Here is a 17,835-nt window from a genome sequence, read left to right on the forward strand (position 1 = left end):
TGACATCCATGAAGCTACTCTCTGACCTGGGAGAAAGTAACCACTGGACCATATTCCTGATCAGACACTATCGCTTGCACGCAAAATTTCTTTTCTGGAAATTTACTCAGTAACACCATCCTCCACGACTGAGCAACAATCCTGCAAAGCTGCTCATAAACAGCATCATCCACCCTATCTCTGCAGCCTTCAAAAACATCAAACAGATGCAGATGATTCAAATTAATGGGTTTAGGTTCGGTGCTCATTCCCTGCTCTGCTGAGCATCAAGAGGGATTTCGAGGATGAAGGTTGCGCCCTGTCCCGCTCCGTCGCTGTGCACGGTCAAGCTGCCACCCATTTCCTGCGCGGCGAGCGCGCAGCTGTGCAGGCCGAAACCGTGTCCCTCTTTGCGCGTCGTGAAGCCATGGAAAAAGATACGCGTCAGGTGCTCGGGCGTAATCCCGCTGCCGTTGTCAGTTACCGTGATACGCAGTACTGGCCCGTCCGCGAGGGCGGCGTTGAACATTATGCACGGGCTGCGATCGACCACGCCGTCCAACGCCTGATTGGCGTTTCTGATCAGGTTCATCAGAATCAGCAGCACTCGGTGACGGTCCAGCGACAGCAGGGGCAAGTCGGCAATGTCCTTGACCACTATCACCTCCTGGCGCACCCGTGCCCCGGCACTCATGCGCAAGGCATCATCAATCAGCTCTGAGACCGGTATTGTCTCGACGACACTGACGGCAACGGCATAGGACTGCTGGGCCGCAACAATGGTTTTGATGTGGTCAATGCCCTTGGTGAGTTGCCCGAGCTCTTCGATGATGCCCTGTTGCTCTGCCGTCACCACCTCCGCCAGCTTGAGCAGGTAGTCGGGCAGCATCTTCCCTTTGTTGTCGCGGGTGAGGAATTCGCTCAGGTCATTGATATGCTCGTTCAGCATCTGAGCCACCTTGCCCAGGCCCTGGGCCTTGGAAGTGCGCATCTGACTGCTGACCAGTTCTGCCGATACATTCACGCTGTTGAGGATATTACCGACGTTGTGCAGCACCGTCGTGGCGATTTCGGCCATGCCCGCCTGACGGGATTTTGCATTCAGTTCGGCTTGCACCTGGCTCATGCGTAGGGCCGCGCGTACGCGAGCCTTGAGCTCCAGCGGCGAGAAGGGTTTGGCAATATAGTCATCGGCGCCACTCTCCAGCCCGGAGACGCAGGCCTCGCTGCCGCCGCGGGCGGTCAACAGGATGACGGGTATATGGGCGAAACCCGCGCTGGCTTTGATTCTGGCGGTCAGGCCAAAGCCGTCGAGCTCCGGCATCATCACATCCGAGAGAACGACATCGATTGCTCGACGCTGCAGTGTTGCCCAGGCCTGTTCTCCGTCAGCGGCGGTGACGACGATGTAGTCGTCGCGCAAAAGCTCGCTGAGGTAGCTAAGCATTTCCGGGCTGTCATCTACCACCAGCACCCTGGACTGCAAGGCGTGCTCCGGGGTGCCCTCTCCAGTCGAGGCTTGGTCGTTGCTACTGCCATGGCGACCGTCGTCGAAAAGCAGGTGGCGCTGCTCGGCTGTGATGATTGTGGTGGGTGACGATTGCTCATGTATATCGCTGACTTCGGTCGGCACTGTGTTTTGCTCAGCCCCCCGCGCAAATCGAACAAAGAAGCACGCCCCCCGTCCAGGCTCACTGTTGACGCCGACTTCGCCCCCCATCAGTTCGACCAGATCCTTGACCAGGGCGAGACCTATGCCTGTGCCGCTGTATTGGCGCGTGGCGGAGTTATCGATCTGGGAAAAACGCTGGAACAACAGCGGCAGTTTGTCAGCCGCAATGCCAATGCCCGAGTCTTGCACCGACAGCTCAAATCGCTCGTCATCGAGCGCAGTGACGGCCAGATGCACGGTACCGCCAGCGGGGGTGAACTTGATGGCGTTACTCACCAGGTTGAGCAGAATCTTCTCGAAGTGCCGGGGGTCCAGGAACACCGTGCCAAGGACGGGATCGATGCTGCAGGTCAAGGTGCAACCTTTGCCCTTGGCCACCATGGCCGCATCCTCGGCCAGCACACCCACCGCCTGGTTCAAATCAATCGGCGCCGGGCACAACTCAAACTTGCCGGCTTCAGCCTTGGAAAAATCGAGGATGTCGTTCACCCGGTTCATCAAGCGCAGCGCGTTGCGTTGGGCGCGCTCGATCTGCACGCGCCAGTCTGCCGGCGGGGTAGTCGCCGCCGAGAGCTGCTCCAGCGGGGCCAGAATGAGCGTCAGAGGGGTGCGCAATTCGTGGCTGACCGTGGCCACGAAATCGCTCTTGGCCTGGTTAGCCGTATCGGCCTGGTTGCGCGCCTGAATGAGCTCGACGGCCTGCGCCTCCAGCACCTCAGTCTGCCGGTGCAGCGTGTCGGTTCGTTCGGCGACCATTCTCTCCAACGAGGCCTGGACCTGCTGTCGTTCGGCGTCGGCTTCGGCCTCCAACACCCGGATGCGCAACGCATTTTCTTGGAACACCCGCACGGCCCGCGTCATGATCCCAATCTCATCGCCGCGTCCAACGCTGGCGATCTCGGCGGTCAGGTCACCGGCAGCAAGCCGGCGCATGACCGAGGCCAGGGCGACGATGGGCTGCGCGACAAACCGCGAGGTGCTCCAGGCGATGGCACCGGCCAGCAGGATGGCGACGGTGCCCGCGATGATTGCCGCAAGCATGCCGCGATCCTTGTGGGCCAAGGCGTCTGAGCGCGCCTCGCCAGCGAAGCGCGCAACCAACAGGCCCGCGCTCCGTGCCTCGTTGCGAACTTGGTCACGCGCGTCGCTCAAGGCGTTGCTCGCCTGATGGAACCTGGCGAATGCGGCCCGGTAGCCAGCAATCTGATCGCTGACCGTCAGGGGTGTAGCGTTGGTCTGCGGCCCGACAGACGAAGGGAGAACGCGCGAGAGACGGGAGAGCTCATCCAGGATGGTGCCGACAGAGTCGGCGACCTCGGCCGACGGTGACAGGCGAAACGACAACGTCTGCGCTTCCAGGGTGGCCACCCGCTCGGCGAAACGCTTGGACAATGCGGCTGCATTTTGCAGTAAACCGGTGGCTGCCTGAATGTCACTGGCGTCACGGGCAATGTGCTCGTCCACCTCACCCAACATTGCTTCGAGGCGCTCGGCCACATCCCCAACCGCGCCGAGATCTCGCAAAGCCTCGCCTCCCAGGAGCTTGGGCGCCTTGCCAAGCTGCTCGACCGCCAGGCTGGCAGCAGTGATCGCCGTCGCCAACTGCCCCAGGGCCTCCACCTCCTGTGGCGCCTCCATCAACTCGCGCAATTGCTCGACCACGGGCGGCAGTGCCGCGCAGGCGTTCCTCGCCGCAGTGGCGGCCGCCCCATCACCGGTCACCAGCACCTTGGCCACATTGGCGGTGATGATCCGCTCGCCGTTGCGCAGGATATCCAGGATGCGATGGGCGCTCTCAATATTGCTCACCTGCGCCTTGTGGTCAGCGGCGCGGGAATCAAGCCCCTTCAGCCCATCGGCGATGCCCTGTTCGACGAGGATCGTCGCCTCTCGCATTCGGCTGTAGTGGGCTGTCATGTTCTCCGTTTCGCCATCCATGGTCAGGGTCGCCGCCCGTAAGGCGGCGATCGCCGCAGAGAGTCTTTCCAGACTGCCCTTGAGCGATTGCGCCTCTACCACCGGAATGTCGTCAAGGCCGGCGATAGCCGTCGCCACCATGCCTTCTGCCTGGGACAAGCTTTCCTGGTCGCGGGTGGCAATGAAGTTTTCCACCCGCCCGGTGGCCCCGTTGACCGAGGCCAGGATCTCTGCGGAATGACTGGCGGAATCCACCGCACGTACCATGCCTCGCAGGCCGTAGAGGTTCACCAGCGATACCGCCAGCATCAAGAACACCAGTGCGGCAACCGCCAGGCCGATCCTGACGGCAATGGGCCTGGCCGTGGCTGATTTGAATGTCAACATGGGGCCTCGCCTCCTAGCCCGCCGCTACTGTTTCTTGACCTCCGGCAAAGGCCCCGGCGCCGCCGTATTGTTGATGGCCGCGTCGATCATCGCCGCAACGGAAGCCTGGCTGTAGAAAGGATTGGCGGCGCCGCCCACCGGCATAGTGGCGAGCCAGGTGTCCAGGTCTTTCGCATCGATACGCACCAGCGGCACCTCGACGAACTTCGGCACCGGCTTGCCCGCCAGGATCTGCTGGGCCACCCAGAACCCCACTTGGGAGACACTCGGCGAGGCAGAGACAGAGACGGTCTCGTAGCCATTGGCATCGCGCTCCTGTTTCCACAAGGCGAGTTCGTCCTGGCGGTTCCCCATCACGATGATCGGCAAAGGGCGTCCTGCCGCCTTGAACGCCATGGCCGCCCCGTAACCATCGCCCCCCTGAGTCGCCACGGCATCAATCTTGGGCAACGACAGCAGCGCCAGCGCCACCTCCTTGCGGGCGACGGAAGCCGTCCAGTTCCCGTACACGGTCTTGGCGAATTTCAGTCCCGGATAGTCGCTGGCGGCCTTGCGAATGCCGTCGCTGATGTTTTTATCGGTGGCATCGCCGGCTATGCCGCGGATCTCCAGCAACGTTCCGTTGCCCTTAAGACGCTCGGCGATGTAATCCATTTCCACACGGCCCATGGCGGACCAGTTGTAATCCACGGTATAGACGCAACGTTCGGTGACTAGGCTGGCCATGACGACCACCACAATGCCGGCGTTGCAGGCGTCGCGGATCACCCCGTTGAGGGCCGTGTCGGAAGCGGCCAGGATGACAATGGCATTGACGCCCTTGACGATCATGTCCTGGATATGGGCCGCCTGTTCCGATGCCGAGTTATTGGCGCTGACCACCGGGGCCTCCCGGATCAAGCCATCCTTTTGCGCTTGGAGCGCAATTTCCTGCCAGTTGCGCACCATCACCTTGCGAAAATCGCTGCCCGCGTAGGAATTGCTGAAGGCGATGCTATAGCCTGCGGTCGGGCCGCCAGCGCTGCCATCGTCAGCCGCTTGGGCTGGATTGGCGGCAACTATCGCCAGCCCCGCCACGCAGCCGGCGAAGCGCCACAAGAGTGTGTGGATTGGTTTAGCGTTCATGCTGTTCTCCGACGTGCCAGGGATTGACCAGCAGTAATCCACCCGCACCTGCCGGCAGCCTGGATCGACGGCTCGATCTGGTTGGAGCAGTTGGCCCGCAGATAGGAGATCTTCGACACTGTGAAGTTTGGCGCAGGCATTGAACGTTTCCCTGTATGGCGCGTGCGGGGTTGTTCCATATTGCCTTTTAAAAAAACCTGAAGCCCACCCACCTAGTGTCTTGCCGGCATCGGACTGCTGGCCAACGACACTGGCTTTGATGGGGTTAGTGCCCTTGGCCAGTTGCCCAAGCTCTTCGGTTGTGTCGCCCTACGAAGGGCCGATGGACACGCGTTACCAGGCTACTCATTCGGTCGTTCCAATAGCAGGACCAGGCATGAAGAAGCAGACACATACAGATTCCTCTCCTTGGCGGCCGGCAATTGGACCCCCTGCATTGGCAATGATCATAGTATCAAAGTGCCCGCTTCGCGCGGGGTCTTGGAGGATTTCAGCCAATTGAGCGACTGAATCGCCCCGGATTCTCTAGACACCTTGCAAGCGCGCGCGCCAGCCTTGATTGCCAGGTCGAGCATGCTCAACCCATCATTGACCATTCGACGCTCACGAATGCCCGTGCGCGATTCTATCCATTCGGGCGTGGTATCCAGGCCGCTGGAAATTTGCTGATTGTCAATTATCTGAGGCGCGTGGTGTCACACCCGGCCCTAGTTCGCTTCCTGACGCGGGGCACGGCCCAGCGACCATCCAAAATTCATGCCCGCCGCCGCCAGCAGGATCGCGCTCGCGCCAAGCACTTGCAGTGCGCTGAGCGGATGGGCAAAGGCAACCCAGTCGACCAGGATGGCAACGACCGGATAGATGAACGACAGTGCGCCAACCAGCGCCGTGGGGATTTTCTGGATGGCGCTGTACAGCAGGGTCGACATGAGCCCGGTATGGACTACGCCGATAATGATCAGATATGTCCAGGCGCCCTCGTCTGTATCGACCCTGCCGAAATCCACGAACGGGGCCAGGACCACCACGCCTACCACCATCTGGATCAGCACGATCAGGTGCGCGGGCAAGTCCTTGAGGCGCTTGGTGATCGCCGCCGCCACGGCGTAGAAAAAGGCCGAAGCCAGGGCCAGGCAGACGCCGAGCAAGTACTCGGCGCCGGTGGCCTGCCCACGGCCCTTGGCGGACACGATCAGCATCAGCCCGGCGAAGGCCAACAGCAGCCAGCCAACCTTGGCGGCGCTGAGGCGTTCAGCGAAAAACAGCACACCCAGACCGACCAGCATGAACGGCTGAACGTGGTAGACCACCGTGGCAATGGCGATAGAGGAATGTTTGTAGGCACTGAACAGCAGCACCCAGTTGAGGATCAGCGCCACCCCGCCCAGGCATACCAGAATGAACTGCCGGGCGCTGATCAGGGACCGACGCAGCACCCCAAGCACCAGGCACGTGACCAGCATCGCCAGGGCACCGAACAAACAACGCCAGAACACCACAGCCTCCGGGGCCTGCCCCGACATAATGACGAACCAGCCCACCGTGCCGGAGATGACCATGGCCGAGATCATTTCGAGCGTCCCACGGGATTGCGACTTCATCACTCACTGCTTCCTTGCTGCCGACATTGCCGTAACCTAAGCCGCCATTCGCGGACGCTGCCTCGGCAAAAACGAACTTTATAATGAATAAGTGACCACTATAATGAACACGGCGCCAAAGCGCGTCAACCCAGTTAAGGATGATTTATAAAACGAATGAACAACATAACGAACAACCTGCCGAGAAATAACCCGAGCCGAATCGACCTGCTGGCGCTTTCAATCAAACGCGAACGCTTGGCCGCAGGACTTTCCTTGACCGAGTTGGCGAAGCGCGCCGGGGTGGCGAAGTCGACCTTGTCTCAATTGGAGTCAGGAATCGGTAACCCCAGCATCGAAACCTTGTGGTCGCTGGCGATGGCAATGGGTTTGCAAGTCACCCGGTTCTTCGAGCAACCCCAACAGCCGTTGCGGGTGATTCGTGCCAACGAGGGCATGACCGCCTATGCCGAGACTGCCAATTACGCAGCGACACTGCTTGCCGATTGCCAGGCGGGAGTACAGCGCGACATCTACCGGCTCAAGGTGCAGCCCGGCGAAGTTCGGCTGTCTCAGCCTCACCCACCGGGAACCGTAGAGCACGTAGTGCTGTGCAGCGGCAGCGCCCATATTGGCCCGGCGACTGGGCCTGTATTGCTGAATGCCGGCGACTACATCAGCTACCTGGCGAATGTGCCTCACGTGTTCGAAGCACTTGAGGCGGACACTACTGCAGTGATGGTGATAGAGCATTCCTGAGGTAGACGCCATTTTTCGTTCGCTCATGTATCACGAGCGACCTGGGGGCAACTTGGGGCATATTTGAAATTTTTCTGCCTGAAAATGTTGTCCTAGAGCCCAGTCAAAATGTTTTTTGGCGATCCTGACAGTCTCTAGGCTTCGTCGGGCAGGCCATTAAGCTGATCATTTCTGCCATTTCACAGGCATTCTGGACAATGTGCTGAGTCCGGGGCCTGTCCACGCGCCTGCACTGTTGGAAGCACGCCCCCATTACTCAATAGTAACGGGGGCGTGCGTCTTTGGTTGGTTCAGTGGCGTCAGTAGCCCACACCACGAACACCGCCTGAAGCCCGGATGGATTCGCCTGTCACCCAGTGCGAGTCCTGCGACGCCAGGAACACGGCCAATGGTGCGATATCTTCTGGCTCACCGAAGCGACCCAGCGGAGTTCCCGCGATGAGCTTTTCACCAAATTCACCGGCAAAATTTCCGTCAGTCGCCGGCGTGTTCGTGTGCCCTGGCAGGATCGAGTTGACCCGGATACCACGCGCCCCCAGCTCCCTGGCCAGTGCAAAGGTCAAGGTATCGACCGCGCCCTTGGTCGCCGAGTAAACACTCGAAGCCAGGTAGGGATCGGTGCTGAGAATCGAGCTGATATTGATAATGCTGCCTGTCGGGCCCAGCAGCTTGACGGCCTCGCGTACAGCCAGAAGGTAGCCCAACACGTTCAGGTTGAACTGCTTGTGGAAGGCTTCTTCAGTCAGGTCATCGATCATCTGGAACACCGCGACACCGGCATTGTTAACCAGCACATCCAGGGTTCCGTATTTGGTCCGGATCGTTTCAAACAGTCGAACCACATCAGCTGCCTGGCTCATGTCTGCCTGGACAGCAAAGGCACAACCGCCGTTCTCTGCGATCTGCGCAACGACTGCGTCCGCGTCGGACTTGCTGGAGGCGTAGTTGACGATGACTGTTGCGCCCTCTGCGGCCAAAGCCTTGGCGATCCCGGCGCCTATGCCTTTGGAGGCGCCCGTGACAACCGCTACTTTTCCTTCGAGTTTCATAAACTGACCTTTTGAAAATGACGTGATATGAGGCCTGATTGCAGTCGGGGCCTGAATGACCGCTAGTGCAACGAGCCGCGTGCTATCAGTATTCAGCGATCGAAAGATCAGACGTTTGCCGGTTATTCGCACATCCTTGCCTATTCTTCTCAGCTAGCTTGCTATGCACCAGGGTTTAGCTCACGGTGGCAGGTATGGAAAAGTCACTGGCAGAACTGCGCAGTATCGTGATGCGCGCGCAAGACAAGTGGACTGAAACCGGATTGCCCCGTGTGGCCATGGTCCGGGCAGAGGCTTGTGCGGATCAGGTTTATCCGCCGATGTTGCATCTGGTGCTTCAAGGCACCAAAACCCTATCGATAGGTGCGGATGTTTCCAGGTATGCCGAAGGCACCTATTTCCTGGTGCCCGTCGACGTGCCCGCGACGGGCCAGGTTCACGCCGACACCCTGGATAAGCCCTATCTTGCGGTCAGTCTGACCTTGAATCCCGATGTAATCGCTACGCTGCTGATGGACGAGGGCGAGGCACCGAGGGCATCACAAAACTCGTGTTTTGAGGGCGTGCGTGCGCCAGCCGAAATGGTTGATGCATGGTTACGAATGATGCGGCTCATGGATCGCCCACATGAGATTGCGATACTGGCGCCTATGATAGAGCGCGAAATTTTGTTGCGCGCGCTACAAGGACCATTGGGCGGCATTCTCCGTGACGTTGCACGACCGGATGGCCGAATGACGCAGATCCGCCGCGTTACCCAATGGATCCGTGAGCATTACGCCGAGCCTTTTCGCGTCGAACCACTGGCGCGCATGTCAGACATGAGCGTTGCCGCCTTCTATCGGCACTTCAAATCCGTGACAGCCATGACACCGATTCAGTACCAGAAGCGCCTGCGCTTGCTGAGGGCGCGCTGGCTGTTGCTGTTCGATACACTCGACGCGACGTCCATAGCCTATACCGTTGGCTACGAAAGCGCCTCCCAGTTCAACCGGGAGTACGCACGCCTGTTCGGTCTGCCTCCGGCACGGGACGCGGCCAGATTCAGGACGCCTGCCCCTGCTGAAGAGTTTATAACAGCCTCTTGAACAGCCAACACCCACCTCAGAAGTCGGTGATCACCGTGCCGGCAATACTCTCGGCAAACCCACCACCAAACACGTTGGCCGGTGTTGCAAAACCCAGCTGCCGTTCTCCGTTCAGTACCCGACGCGCAGCTTCTACTGCCGCCAGCGGCGTATAGGAATAGCCGTTCACGGTTTCAATCACCGACCGCGCGATTGCGCCATCTGTCCCGGTGACCTCAACCACTGCACGCGCGCGATGAGCGGCCCTTTGCTGAGGTGTGGGGCCATCAGGCAACTGCGACAGATCACCTTCGGGAAACGCATCACCCGTGAGATGCACGAACATCGCAATGTTGCGGATGCCGGTCGAATGCCAGCCCGTCACCAGGTCGCCGAAAGACAATGGTGCACAGAGGACCGGCCCCTGGCCAAAATCAAAGAGGCGCGGCGCTGCGTCCGGTGTCGCAACAAGTTCGCCATCGACCCTGGCGAGCACGCCTGCGCCGATGATCTCGCTGACGCTCATCGCAGACCCGCGAGACATCAAACCGGGGACCTGAAGCGCGATACTCAGCGCAACCGGTTTTACTGCACGCGTGGCAACATGCACCGCCAACGAATCGGTAGGAACGACATCCCAGCCGACACCCGGCAACAGCATGACGTGATTCGCAGCCGCTTCAGCGCCCAGCCCCTCGGCCATGCGGTAAATATTGATCTCGGCAGTGATGTCCAGATAGTGCACGCCGGCCTTGATACAGGCGTGCATCAACGATTCGGCCGTTTGTGCGAATGGCCCTGCGAAGTTCAGCAATACTGAGATGCCAGATAAAGAGCCTTGGGCATCATTGGTATCAAACACCCGATAAGGCACGTCCAACTGCGCTGCGAGCGATTCGAGACGCTTGGCATTACGCCCGGCGATTTCGAAATCTAGACCGAGCGCTTTTGCTCGCTCAGCAGCCATCCGCCCGGTATAGCCCGCTGCGCCGTATATCAGAAGCCTACTCATTGGATGTGCTGCCATTTCTTAAAAACAAATTCGAGGCTGTACCCATCCGGGTCCAGCACATTGGCAGCGTAGTAGTCGGGATCGTAATGCAAGCGTGCCCCAGGCGGGCCGTTGTCGACCGCCCCCTGATGCAGGGCAGCGGTATAAGCGGCATCAACTTCAGCCTGGCTGCTTGCGACAAAACCAACCTGTACCGCGCGCCCGTCCACAACCCCTTCACGCAACCAGAAAAACATCCGGCCTTTGGCACCGAAGCCTTTCAGGTCAGGATGACCCGGTGGGCCATCCTTGCCATCGTAGTTCAGGCGCACGGTGATACCCAACGGGGTCAGGGCAGCTTCGTAGAAACGGATGGACCGTGCAATATCGCTCACGGACAAAAAGATATGATCCAGCATGGCACAACCCTCATGATTCAGATGTTGTAGCCGCCGGCCACTTCGAGGGTCTGGGCATTGATCCAGGCGCCCTCCTCTGACACTAACATGGCGATAACGCGCGCGACGTCTTCCGGCTCGCCGACCCGGCCGAGTGCCGTTTGCGCCGCCAGCTTCGCCTCGAACTCAGCGTTCAGCCCGCCACCCAATTCGGTACGGATGGCGCCGGGTGATACCGCGTTGGCCCGTATTCGCCGCTCGCCGAATTCTTTGGCCATGTAACGGGTGAGCACTTCGAGCCCCCCCTTAAACGCCGCATAGGGCGCCACGCCAGCGGTGGCGACGCGGGTAGTGGCACTCGTCAGGTTGACGATACTGGCGTTTTCCGAGAACAGCGGCAGTAGGGTTTGGGTGAGGAAAAACGGCCCTTTGAGGTGCACGTTGAACAGACCATCGAACTGTGCCTGGGTGACAGTTGCCAAGGGATTGAACAGACCGTAGCCGGCGTTGTTGACCAGGCCACTTAGCGTGGTGGCGTTCCAGGTGTCCCTTAAGGTCAGTTCCACTGACTGCCGAAATGCCTCGAAGCTACCGACATCAGACACGTCGAGCTTGAGAGCGACAGCCTTGCCACCGACGCGCTCGATACGTTCCACGACGGTGTCGGCAGCCTGGGGATCAGTGTTGTAGGTCAGGATGACCCCCATACCGCGCCGAGCAATGTGCTCGGCGGCACTGGCACCGATTCCACGGCTGCCACCGGTAATCACGATGATGCTCATTTGATGTTCCTCTGTGGCTTATATGTGGCCCCACAGTACTCATCACGACCGGCAGGGTCGTACCCGTTTCTACTCGAAACCTGCCTGTTTCTGCTTTTCGCTTGCATGGCGCAGGGTTCTGCCGTCAGCATGCCCGGCATGGACAATCAACTGAATGAACTAAGGTCGCTCGCGGCCAGGGCTGAAAATCGCCGTACCGAAACGGGCATCCCCCGCGTGGCCATGGTTCAGGGCAAAATCCCCGAACACATGCTGGCGGCGGTCTATGACCCGATGATCAATCTGATCCTGCAAGGCAGTAAAAGCATGAGCGTGGGGGATCGGACGCTTCGGTATGACCCTGCGACCTATTTCGTCATGTCCATCGATTTACCCGCGGTGGGGTCTGTGCATCCGAACGTATCGGGAGAACCTTACCTGGCCGTCAGTCTGACTCTTGACCCGACAGTGCTGTCGACGCTATTTGCAGACCTGCCCAAACCTGCCAGCCGCGTTGAGAGCACGCTCGGGTTTTCCGTAGCGCCAGTCACAACCGACCTGATGGATGCCTGGGTGCGAATGTTGCGATTAATGGGCGATCCGGACGCCATCGCAGCCCTGGCCCCGGTTTATGAACGGGAGATTATCTTCCGTGTGCTCCAGGGTCCCCATGGCTGGATGCTGCGGGAGATCGCGGCACCGGATACGGCAATGGCCCGAGTCAACATGGCGATCCAGTGGATCCGCCGTGACTTCGCTGAGCCAATTGGGGTGGAACGCCTGGCGGAACGAGCATCAATGAGCGTCTCGGCGTTTCACCGTCACTTCAAAGCAGTGACCAGCCTGAGCCCTTTGCAGTATCAAAAACGGGTTCGCCTGCTCCAGGCTAGAACACTGATGGTGGCCCATGCCAAGAGCGTCATGGCTGCTGCCTTCGAGGTCGGCTATGAAAGTGCGACACAATTCAGCAGGGATTATTCACGGGTGTTTGGACTTGCTCCTGCACAAGACGCCGGGAGAATCCTCAGGGAAACGAGCGCCATCAGACGCTAATCAGTTGGAGAATCAGATAACCGGCTAGAAGAGATCCATGACCTTCAGCTAATGCGGATTTACCGGTTCGCTATCGCTGATAGCCGGTCTCTTGACGATTGAGTTCTGGCCCCGACTTCCAGATCAAATGTGGAATTACACTGAAAGCCAGCCAAATCCAAGCCGGTGTTTATCAGGAATCGCCATTCATGATTGCTGGCACAGCCGGCGCAAGTGGGGGCACAATTTTTTTTTGAGCTGAAACGACCGTCCTAGAGCCTAGTCAAAATGTTTTTAGCGATCCTGAGAGTCTTTGATTCAAGCCGGCGCATACTTAAACGCTGGATGACCGGGCACTCACAACGGCACGCAAAAGAGTTGCAGGCACTGCTGCTGAGCCAGATGGTTGGCGACCAGCAAGGTACGCCACCCCTCAAGGTCATATGACAGCACCTGCCACACCAGCCACAGGTAGCTGAGTTGGAACACTGCCCAGGTCAATCCTGGCTATCCACGACGGTCAAGCATGGCGATTATCCGTACCGTCCATGACACGACGGGCTTTGGCGACCGTGTCTGAACAGCCGAAACCATCCGTGCCCAGCACCTTGAACGGCGCACTGACATAGTCCGTCGCCGCCACGACCGCGCGGCCCCGCCCAGGCATTGCTCGACATGTCCCTGTGTAGTCTGCGTACCCGCCAGGCATGCGTGCAGGGCTGACCTGGCATCGCGCTCAAGCTCACTGAAACTGGTGACACTCCAGACCTGCACCGTCACGCCCCATTGCTCGCGCAAATGGTTCGTCGCCGCCAGCACTTCGTTGAGGATCACGCCTTACCGTTGGCCAACGCCAGAACGTCACCGACAGTGGCGACCTCCGACAGCTGTGCATCGCTGATCTGCACGCCGAGTTTCTTCCTCAGCAACTGGGCCAGGTCGACCTGCGACAGCGAGTCGAAACCCAGGTCCTCAAGGGAGGCATCAGGGACGATGCGGCTTTCTTCGATGTTGAAACGCGCGGCAATGGCTTGGACGATAGCTTCGTTACTTACGGTCATCACATGACTCTTGTTGTGTGGAACTGTAGGTTGGGAAAAGTCTTAATCAGTCCCGCCACTCGCTGTCCATCGACCAGGATGGCAACGACCGGATAGATGAACGACAGTGCGCCAACCAGCGCCGTGGGGATTTTCTGGATGGCGCTGTACAGCAGGGTCGACATGAGCCCGGTATGGACCACGCCGATAATGATCAGATATGTCCAGGCGCCCTCGACCGTATCGACCCTGCCAAAATCCACGAACGGGGCCAGGACCACCACGCCTACCACCATCTGGATCAGCACGATCAGGTGCGCGGGCAAGTCCTTGAGGCGCTTGGTGATCACCGCCGCCAACGCGTAGAAAAAGGCCGAAGCCAGGGCGAGGCAAACGCCGAGCACGTAGTCGGCGCCGGTGGCCTGCCCACTGCCCTTGGCGGACACAATCAGCATCAGCCCGGCGAAGGCCAACAGCAGCCAGCCAACCTTGGCGGCGCTGAGGCGTTCAGCGAAAAACAGCACACCCAAACCGACCAGCATGAACGGCTGAACGTGGTAGACCACCGTGGCAATGGCGATAGAGGAATGTTTGTAGGCGCTGATCAGGGAGCGGCGCAGCACCCCGAGGATCAGGCACGCAACCAGCATCGCCATCGCGCCGAACAAGCAACGCCAGAACACCACGGCCTCCGGGCTTTCCTTGACCGAGTTGGCGAAGCGCGCCGGGGTGGCGAAGTCGACCTTGTCTCAATTGGAGTCGGGAATCGGTAACCCCAGCATCGAAACCTTGTGGTCGCTGCTGAATGCCGGCGACTACATCAGCTACCTGGCGAATGTGCCTCACGTGTTCGAAGCACTTGAGGCGGACACTACTGCAGTGATGGTGATAGAGCATTCCTGAGGTAGGCGCCATGGACACGCCAAAGGATGAATCGCCCTGAATTTTCTGGACGCCCTGACAGCGACTCACGATACCCCTGACTCCAATGGGGAGTTAACAATAACCATTAGAACCCTGATGGAATTTTTCCAGCTCCCGCCATTTTCGCTCGCTCGTGTATCACGAGCGACCTAGGGGCAAGATTGGGGGCATATTTGAAATTTTTCTGCCTGCCCCGCCCATCTCTCGCACGCCGTTGGTACACATCTGCGTTGCCCGCAAAAAGTTGACGTAGTAAGTCTTTTTCAGAGCTTCCGTAACAGCGATCGCTCACCATTGTTGCGAAAACGGTAACTAGGCATTCCAGAAAGCGCGATGGTGCCACTGAAAAGCACATGCTAAGTTTCGCGCCGCGTAACAATTTGAAATATTTTCTATGGCCTGAGTGCGTCTAGCTCGACCATCAGACACTCTTAGCTCAACTTTCCCGGCACTGCCATGCGCCAACTTGCACGGCAGTTGAAAGGCGCCCATGAATCGAAATGAACTGCGAAAATCCGACATCAACCTGATGGTCATTTTCGAAGCGCTCATGCAGGAACAAAACGTCACCCGCGTCGCCGAAAAAATGTATTTAGGCCAGCCAACCGTCAGCACAGCACTGGGACGGCTGCGAACGCTGTTCAATGACCCCCTGTTTGTTCGAGTAGGCCACCGCATGGAGCCCACTCGCCGCGCCGAAGAAATCATCCGGCATCTGTCGCCAGCGCTGGATGCCATGGCCACGGCGCTCAGCCTCGCACACCAGTTCGATCCGCTGGAAAGCTGCCTGACCTTCAAGATCGGCCTTTCCGACGACGTCGAATTCGCCCTGCTGCCGCCCTTTCTGGCGGCGCTGCGCGATGAAGCCCCCAACGTGGTCGTGATCATCCAGCATGCCGACTATTGGCGCATTCCCGACCTATTGGCGTCTGGCGACATCACCGTCGGCATCACCGAGACCCGTGAACTGCCCGCGAATGCCAAGCGCAAACTGCTCAGACGCGTCGAACCACGCATCCTGCGCGCCGATAACGCTGACGCACCTTTGACCCTGGACGAGTTCTGTACCCGCCCCCATGTTCAAGTCTCTTACACGGCCAATATCCACGGTATCGTCGATGAATGCCTGGCTAAAATCGGCCGCGACCGCAAGGTGGTACTGTCGATTCCGCAGTTCAGCTCGCTGCCGGCGGCCCTCAACGCGACCAATCTGCTGGCGAGCTGCCCCGACTACGCGGCGAAGGCGTTGCTGGGGTGGGGCAATTTGCGCGACGAACCCTGCCCGTTCGAGGTGCCGGCACAGGAGTTGTCCATGGTCTGGCTGAGCCTGACTGACAACGACCCGGCCGAGCGCTGGTTGCGCACCCGGCTAGAGCAGCACATGGGCAACCTGGCCGCCACTGCTGCTTAGCCGGCAATTCAAGGGGCGCTGCCCAGCGTGTTGAAGTCGCGCAATTTGGCCGGCTGGCGAGGATCACCAATCAGTAGCTGACCTCGCTGATAGGCCGGGTTGACGATGCTTTTCCACGGCTCGAACGTGTCGAAGCGCAGCCCTGCCAGATCCGCCCACGTGTGGATGAAGTGCGACGTGGTCCACTCGCGATGTAATGCATCGCGCAGATCGAGTGGGTTGTCCTCTTTCCAGCTCGGCGAGCGCCATACCAGGAAAGGCACGGTGTACATTGGCCGTGTCGGCGCCTCTTCATTGCGCCCCAGCATGTGCGGGGCCACCGGGTCGTACACCGACTCACCATGATCTGACAGATACACCAGGAAGCCATGCGGGTTGGAGCGCTTGAAGCGATCAATCAACGAGCTGACCACGTAATCGTTGTAGAACACGGCATTGTCATAGTCGTTGTATTTGCGCAGCGTCTTGTCCGTGATATAGCGCGGTACCTCGGCGCTGTCCTGGAACCGCGCGTAGCCGCTGGGAAACCGGTAGCGGTAGTTCATGTGGGTGCCCAGCAGATGCACGACGATCAGCTTTCGCGGCGCCGTGTCCTTGAGAACCTGGCTAAACGGCTCCAGCACGTCTTCGTCGTATTGGCTGGTGGAATTCTGATTCCGGTTGTTGTTCAGGTAGACCTGCTCGTCCGCCTGCTTGGAAAAGGTGGTGAGCATGGTATTGCGCTGGGTCATGGTCTGCTGATTGGTGATCCAGAACGTTTTGTAACCAACCTGCTTCATCATGCTGATCAACGAAGGTGTCGTCAGGTACAGGTCCGGGTGCTCCTGGTCGGCAAAAGTCAACACCTGCTGCAGCACTTCGATGGTATACGGCCGCGGCGCCACTACCTGATCAAACACGTCGAGTTCGGGCCGCAAGGCATCCAGCTGTGGCGTGGTCTGGCGAGTGTAGCCGTACAGACTCATGCGCTGGCGATCAGTCGACTCGCCGATAACCAACACCATTGTCGCTGGCTGCCCGGCATGGGCATCCACTTGATGCTGCAAGGGCGCAATGGCTTTCCAGCCCTCGAACATATTCGCCATATCGGCCAATTGCTGACGGTACTGCGTGTAGCCAATGACCATCTGCCAAGGCGATGCCGACTGCAGATTCTGCTGAAACTTACCGATGCGCATGTCCAGGTCGCCACGCTTGCGGTACTCATGGAGGGCTGAGTAGCCCACCGATGCAAAGGCAATCAGCAGGCACAACACCACCTTGGCACGCCCCGAGAACGCAACGGGGCGAACCCTGAACCATAACCCCAGCGCGATGACGGTATAGGCCACCAGCACGGCCAATTTAGACCAGGAGAAATACTGGGAAATATACTCACTGGACTCACTCATGTTGGACTCGAACATGATAAAGATCGCGCTTTGCGAAAACTCCTGGCCATAGATCAGGAAGTAAGCCAGCGCAGTCAGCGAGCACATCCACAACACCAGCCCTATCAACCCGACGATGGGCCGCGTCCAGCGCGGAAACAGCAATGGTGGGATCAGCCACAGCAGGCTTGCCGCGCTGGCTTGCCAGAAGCCGTCAAGGCCGGCGACATCGGCATGGTAGATCAACCATTGCAGGGGGCCGGAAAAATACCAGAAAAACAGGTACATGACGGCCAGCGAGCGGGCACTGGAACGGCGCAGGAGCGGCGTGCCAGAGGCATTCGCAAAGGGCTGGGCGCCGAGATGGGGCATA

18 protein-coding genes and 3 pseudogenes are annotated in these 17,835 nt (G+C 59.2%); 5 read left to right on the forward strand and 16 right to left on the reverse strand.

Annotated elements, in window-relative coordinates; genetic code table 11:
* Positions 1 to 14: 14 nt before the first annotated feature.
* From RGV59_RS21665 to RGV59_RS21680, 6 genes and pseudogenes are all read right to left on the reverse strand, one after another.
* Positions 15 to 248: a hypothetical protein gene (locus tag RGV59_RS21665; RefSeq protein ID WP_226926183.1), complete on the reverse strand. Its 234-nt coding sequence runs from the start codon at positions 246 to 248 to the stop codon at positions 15 to 17.
* Positions 245 to 1,105: a sensor histidine kinase gene (locus tag RGV59_RS31830; protein ID WP_376741863.1), complete on the reverse strand. Its 861-nt coding sequence runs from the start codon at positions 1,103 to 1,105 to the stop codon at positions 245 to 247. The genes RGV59_RS21665 and RGV59_RS31830 overlap by 4 nt, the downstream gene beginning before the upstream one ends.
* Positions 1,106 to 1,612, reverse strand: a pseudogene (locus tag RGV59_RS31835) (response regulator transcription factor); the annotation flags it as partial.
* Positions 1,613 to 1,648: 36 nt separating this feature from the next.
* Positions 1,649 to 3,955, reverse strand: a pseudogene (locus tag RGV59_RS31840) (ATP-binding protein); the annotation flags it as partial.
* Positions 3,956 to 3,979: 24 nt separating this feature from the next.
* Positions 3,980 to 5,080, reverse strand: coding sequence for an ABC transporter substrate-binding protein (locus RGV59_RS21675; protein WP_126587209.1), 1,101 nt, complete (start codon positions 5,078 to 5,080; stop codon positions 3,980 to 3,982).
* Positions 5,081 to 5,787: 707 nt separating this feature from the next.
* Complete coding sequence (locus RGV59_RS21680; protein ID WP_322247042.1) at positions 5,788 to 6,681, reverse strand: DMT family transporter; 894 nt, start codon at positions 6,679 to 6,681, stop codon at positions 5,788 to 5,790.
* A 156-nt stretch (positions 6,682 to 6,837) separates the two neighbouring features.
* Here RGV59_RS21680 and RGV59_RS21685 point away from each other — a divergent pair, with 156 nt between their 5' ends.
* Complete coding sequence (locus RGV59_RS21685) at positions 6,838 to 7,419, forward strand: helix-turn-helix domain-containing protein (protein ID WP_126587388.1); 582 nt, start codon at positions 6,838 to 6,840, stop codon at positions 7,417 to 7,419.
* Between the two features lie 299 nt (positions 7,420 to 7,718).
* Here the strand turns inward: RGV59_RS21685 and RGV59_RS21690 are convergent, their stop codons facing one another.
* Positions 7,719 to 8,468, reverse strand: a complete 750-nt coding sequence (locus RGV59_RS21690) for a glucose 1-dehydrogenase (protein WP_102617482.1) — start codon at positions 8,466 to 8,468, stop codon at positions 7,719 to 7,721.
* 194 nt (positions 8,469 to 8,662) lie between these two features.
* Here RGV59_RS21690 and RGV59_RS21695 point away from each other — a divergent pair, with 194 nt between their 5' ends.
* The gene (locus RGV59_RS21695) at positions 8,663 to 9,556 is read left to right on the forward strand and encodes an AraC family transcriptional regulator (RefSeq protein WP_102617483.1); all 894 of its coding nucleotides are present in this window, start codon (positions 8,663 to 8,665) and stop codon (positions 9,554 to 9,556) included.
* Between the two features lie 16 nt (positions 9,557 to 9,572).
* Here the strand turns inward: RGV59_RS21695 and RGV59_RS21700 are convergent, their stop codons facing one another.
* The 3 genes from RGV59_RS21700 to RGV59_RS21710 are packed head-to-tail and all read right to left on the reverse strand — an operon-like array spanning position 9,573 to position 11,706.
* The gene (locus tag RGV59_RS21700) at positions 9,573 to 10,547 is read right to left on the reverse strand and encodes a saccharopine dehydrogenase family protein (RefSeq protein WP_126587389.1); all 975 of its coding nucleotides are present in this window, start codon (positions 10,545 to 10,547) and stop codon (positions 9,573 to 9,575) included.
* On the reverse strand, positions 10,544 to 10,945 hold the full coding sequence (locus tag RGV59_RS21705; RefSeq protein WP_126587390.1) for a VOC family protein: 402 nt from the start codon (positions 10,943 to 10,945) through the stop codon (positions 10,544 to 10,546). The genes RGV59_RS21700 and RGV59_RS21705 overlap by 4 nt, the downstream gene beginning before the upstream one ends.
* A gap of 17 nt (positions 10,946 to 10,962) precedes the next feature.
* Positions 10,963 to 11,706 carry an SDR family NAD(P)-dependent oxidoreductase gene (locus RGV59_RS21710; RefSeq protein ID WP_102617486.1) on the reverse strand — a complete coding sequence of 248 codons (744 nt, stop codon included), beginning with the start codon at positions 11,704 to 11,706 and terminating at the stop codon, positions 10,963 to 10,965.
* Between the two features lie 138 nt (positions 11,707 to 11,844).
* Here RGV59_RS21710 and RGV59_RS21715 point away from each other — a divergent pair, with 138 nt between their 5' ends.
* The gene (locus tag RGV59_RS21715) at positions 11,845 to 12,738 is read left to right on the forward strand and encodes an AraC family transcriptional regulator (protein WP_126587391.1); all 894 of its coding nucleotides are present in this window, start codon (positions 11,845 to 11,847) and stop codon (positions 12,736 to 12,738) included.
* 336 nt (positions 12,739 to 13,074) lie between these two features.
* Here the strand turns inward: RGV59_RS21715 and RGV59_RS21720 are convergent, their stop codons facing one another.
* The 5 genes and pseudogenes from RGV59_RS21720 to RGV59_RS21735 all read right to left on the reverse strand — a co-directional run bounded on the left by RGV59_RS21720 (position 13,075) and on the right by RGV59_RS21735 (position 14,440).
* Positions 13,075 to 13,206, reverse strand: coding sequence for a hypothetical protein (locus RGV59_RS21720; protein ID WP_260473931.1), 132 nt, complete (start codon positions 13,204 to 13,206; stop codon positions 13,075 to 13,077).
* A gap of 31 nt (positions 13,207 to 13,237) precedes the next feature.
* Positions 13,238 to 13,384: a hypothetical protein gene (locus tag RGV59_RS21725; RefSeq protein ID WP_322247043.1), complete on the reverse strand. Its 147-nt coding sequence runs from the start codon at positions 13,382 to 13,384 to the stop codon at positions 13,238 to 13,240.
* Between the two features lie 29 nt (positions 13,385 to 13,413).
* Positions 13,414 to 13,551: pseudogene (locus RGV59_RS31845) on the reverse strand (hypothetical protein); the annotation flags it as partial.
* Positions 13,548 to 13,778: an acyl carrier protein gene (locus RGV59_RS21730; protein WP_102617487.1), complete on the reverse strand. Its 231-nt coding sequence runs from the start codon at positions 13,776 to 13,778 to the stop codon at positions 13,548 to 13,550. The gene RGV59_RS21730 and the pseudogene RGV59_RS31845, both read right to left, overlap by 4 nt.
* Positions 13,778 to 14,440, reverse strand: a complete 663-nt coding sequence (locus RGV59_RS21735; protein WP_322247044.1) for a DMT family transporter — start codon at positions 14,438 to 14,440, stop codon at positions 13,778 to 13,780. The genes RGV59_RS21730 and RGV59_RS21735 overlap by 1 nt, the downstream gene beginning before the upstream one ends.
* Between RGV59_RS21735 and RGV59_RS21740 the strand changes: the two genes are divergently transcribed.
* Both RGV59_RS21740 and RGV59_RS21745 read left to right on the forward strand, forming a co-directional pair.
* Complete coding sequence (locus tag RGV59_RS21740) at positions 14,388 to 14,660, forward strand: helix-turn-helix domain-containing protein (RefSeq protein WP_167331350.1); 273 nt, start codon at positions 14,388 to 14,390, stop codon at positions 14,658 to 14,660. The two genes, RGV59_RS21735 and RGV59_RS21740, sit on opposite strands and share 53 nt — an antisense overlap.
* A gap of 511 nt (positions 14,661 to 15,171) precedes the next feature.
* The gene (locus RGV59_RS21745) at positions 15,172 to 16,092 is read left to right on the forward strand and encodes a LysR substrate-binding domain-containing protein (protein ID WP_017845651.1); all 921 of its coding nucleotides are present in this window, start codon (positions 15,172 to 15,174) and stop codon (positions 16,090 to 16,092) included.
* Between the two features lie 8 nt (positions 16,093 to 16,100).
* Here RGV59_RS21745 and cptA read toward each other — a convergent pair whose 3' ends face one another.
* Positions 16,101 to 17,834: a phosphoethanolamine transferase CptA gene (gene cptA, locus RGV59_RS21750; RefSeq protein ID WP_126586816.1), complete on the reverse strand. Its 1,734-nt coding sequence runs from the start codon at positions 17,832 to 17,834 to the stop codon at positions 16,101 to 16,103.
* Between the last annotated feature and the right edge of the window lies 1 nt (position 17,835).

The organism is Pseudomonas sp. FG1 (assembly GCF_034313875.1).
Lineage (GTDB): Bacteria > Pseudomonadota > Gammaproteobacteria > Pseudomonadales > Pseudomonadaceae > Aquipseudomonas > Aquipseudomonas veronii.

Coding starts and splice junctions, on each gene's coding strand:
- RGV59_RS21705 (WP_126587390.1), bottom strand. CDS start 10,945: ATGCTGGATCATATCTTTTTGTCCGTGAGCGATATTGCACGGTCCATC.
- cptA (WP_126586816.1), bottom strand. CDS start 17,834: ATGCCCCATCTCGGCGCCCAGCCCTTTGCGAATGCCTCTGGCACGCCG.
- RGV59_RS21745 (WP_017845651.1), top strand. CDS start 15,172: ATGAATCGAAATGAACTGCGAAAATCCGACATCAACCTGATGGTCATT.
- RGV59_RS21675 (WP_126587209.1), bottom strand. CDS start 5,080: ATGAACGCTAAACCAATCCACACACTCTTGTGGCGCTTCGCCGGCTGC.
- RGV59_RS21680 (WP_322247042.1), bottom strand. CDS start 6,681: ATGAAGTCGCAATCCCGTGGGACGCTCGAAATGATCTCGGCCATGGTC.
- RGV59_RS21715 (WP_126587391.1), top strand. CDS start 11,845: ATGGACAATCAACTGAATGAACTAAGGTCGCTCGCGGCCAGGGCTGAA.
- RGV59_RS21690 (WP_102617482.1), bottom strand. CDS start 8,468: ATGAAACTCGAAGGAAAAGTAGCGGTTGTCACGGGCGCCTCCAAAGGC.
- RGV59_RS21700 (WP_126587389.1), bottom strand. CDS start 10,547: ATGAGTAGGCTTCTGATATACGGCGCAGCGGGCTATACCGGGCGGATG.
- RGV59_RS21685 (WP_126587388.1), top strand. CDS start 6,838: ATGAACAACATAACGAACAACCTGCCGAGAAATAACCCGAGCCGAATC.
- RGV59_RS21725 (WP_322247043.1), bottom strand. CDS start 13,384: ATGCCTGGGCGGGGCCGCGCGGTCGTGGCGGCGACGGACTATGTCAGT.
- RGV59_RS21695 (WP_102617483.1), top strand. CDS start 8,663: ATGGAAAAGTCACTGGCAGAACTGCGCAGTATCGTGATGCGCGCGCAA.
- RGV59_RS31830 (WP_376741863.1), bottom strand. CDS start 1,105: ATGAGCCAGGTGCAAGCCGAACTGAATGCAAAATCCCGTCAGGCGGGC.
- RGV59_RS21665 (WP_226926183.1), bottom strand. CDS start 248: ATGAGCACCGAACCTAAACCCATTAATTTGAATCATCTGCATCTGTTT.
- RGV59_RS21730 (WP_102617487.1), bottom strand. CDS start 13,778: ATGACCGTAAGTAACGAAGCTATCGTCCAAGCCATTGCCGCGCGTTTC.
- RGV59_RS21710 (WP_102617486.1), bottom strand. CDS start 11,706: ATGAGCATCATCGTGATTACCGGTGGCAGCCGTGGAATCGGTGCCAGT.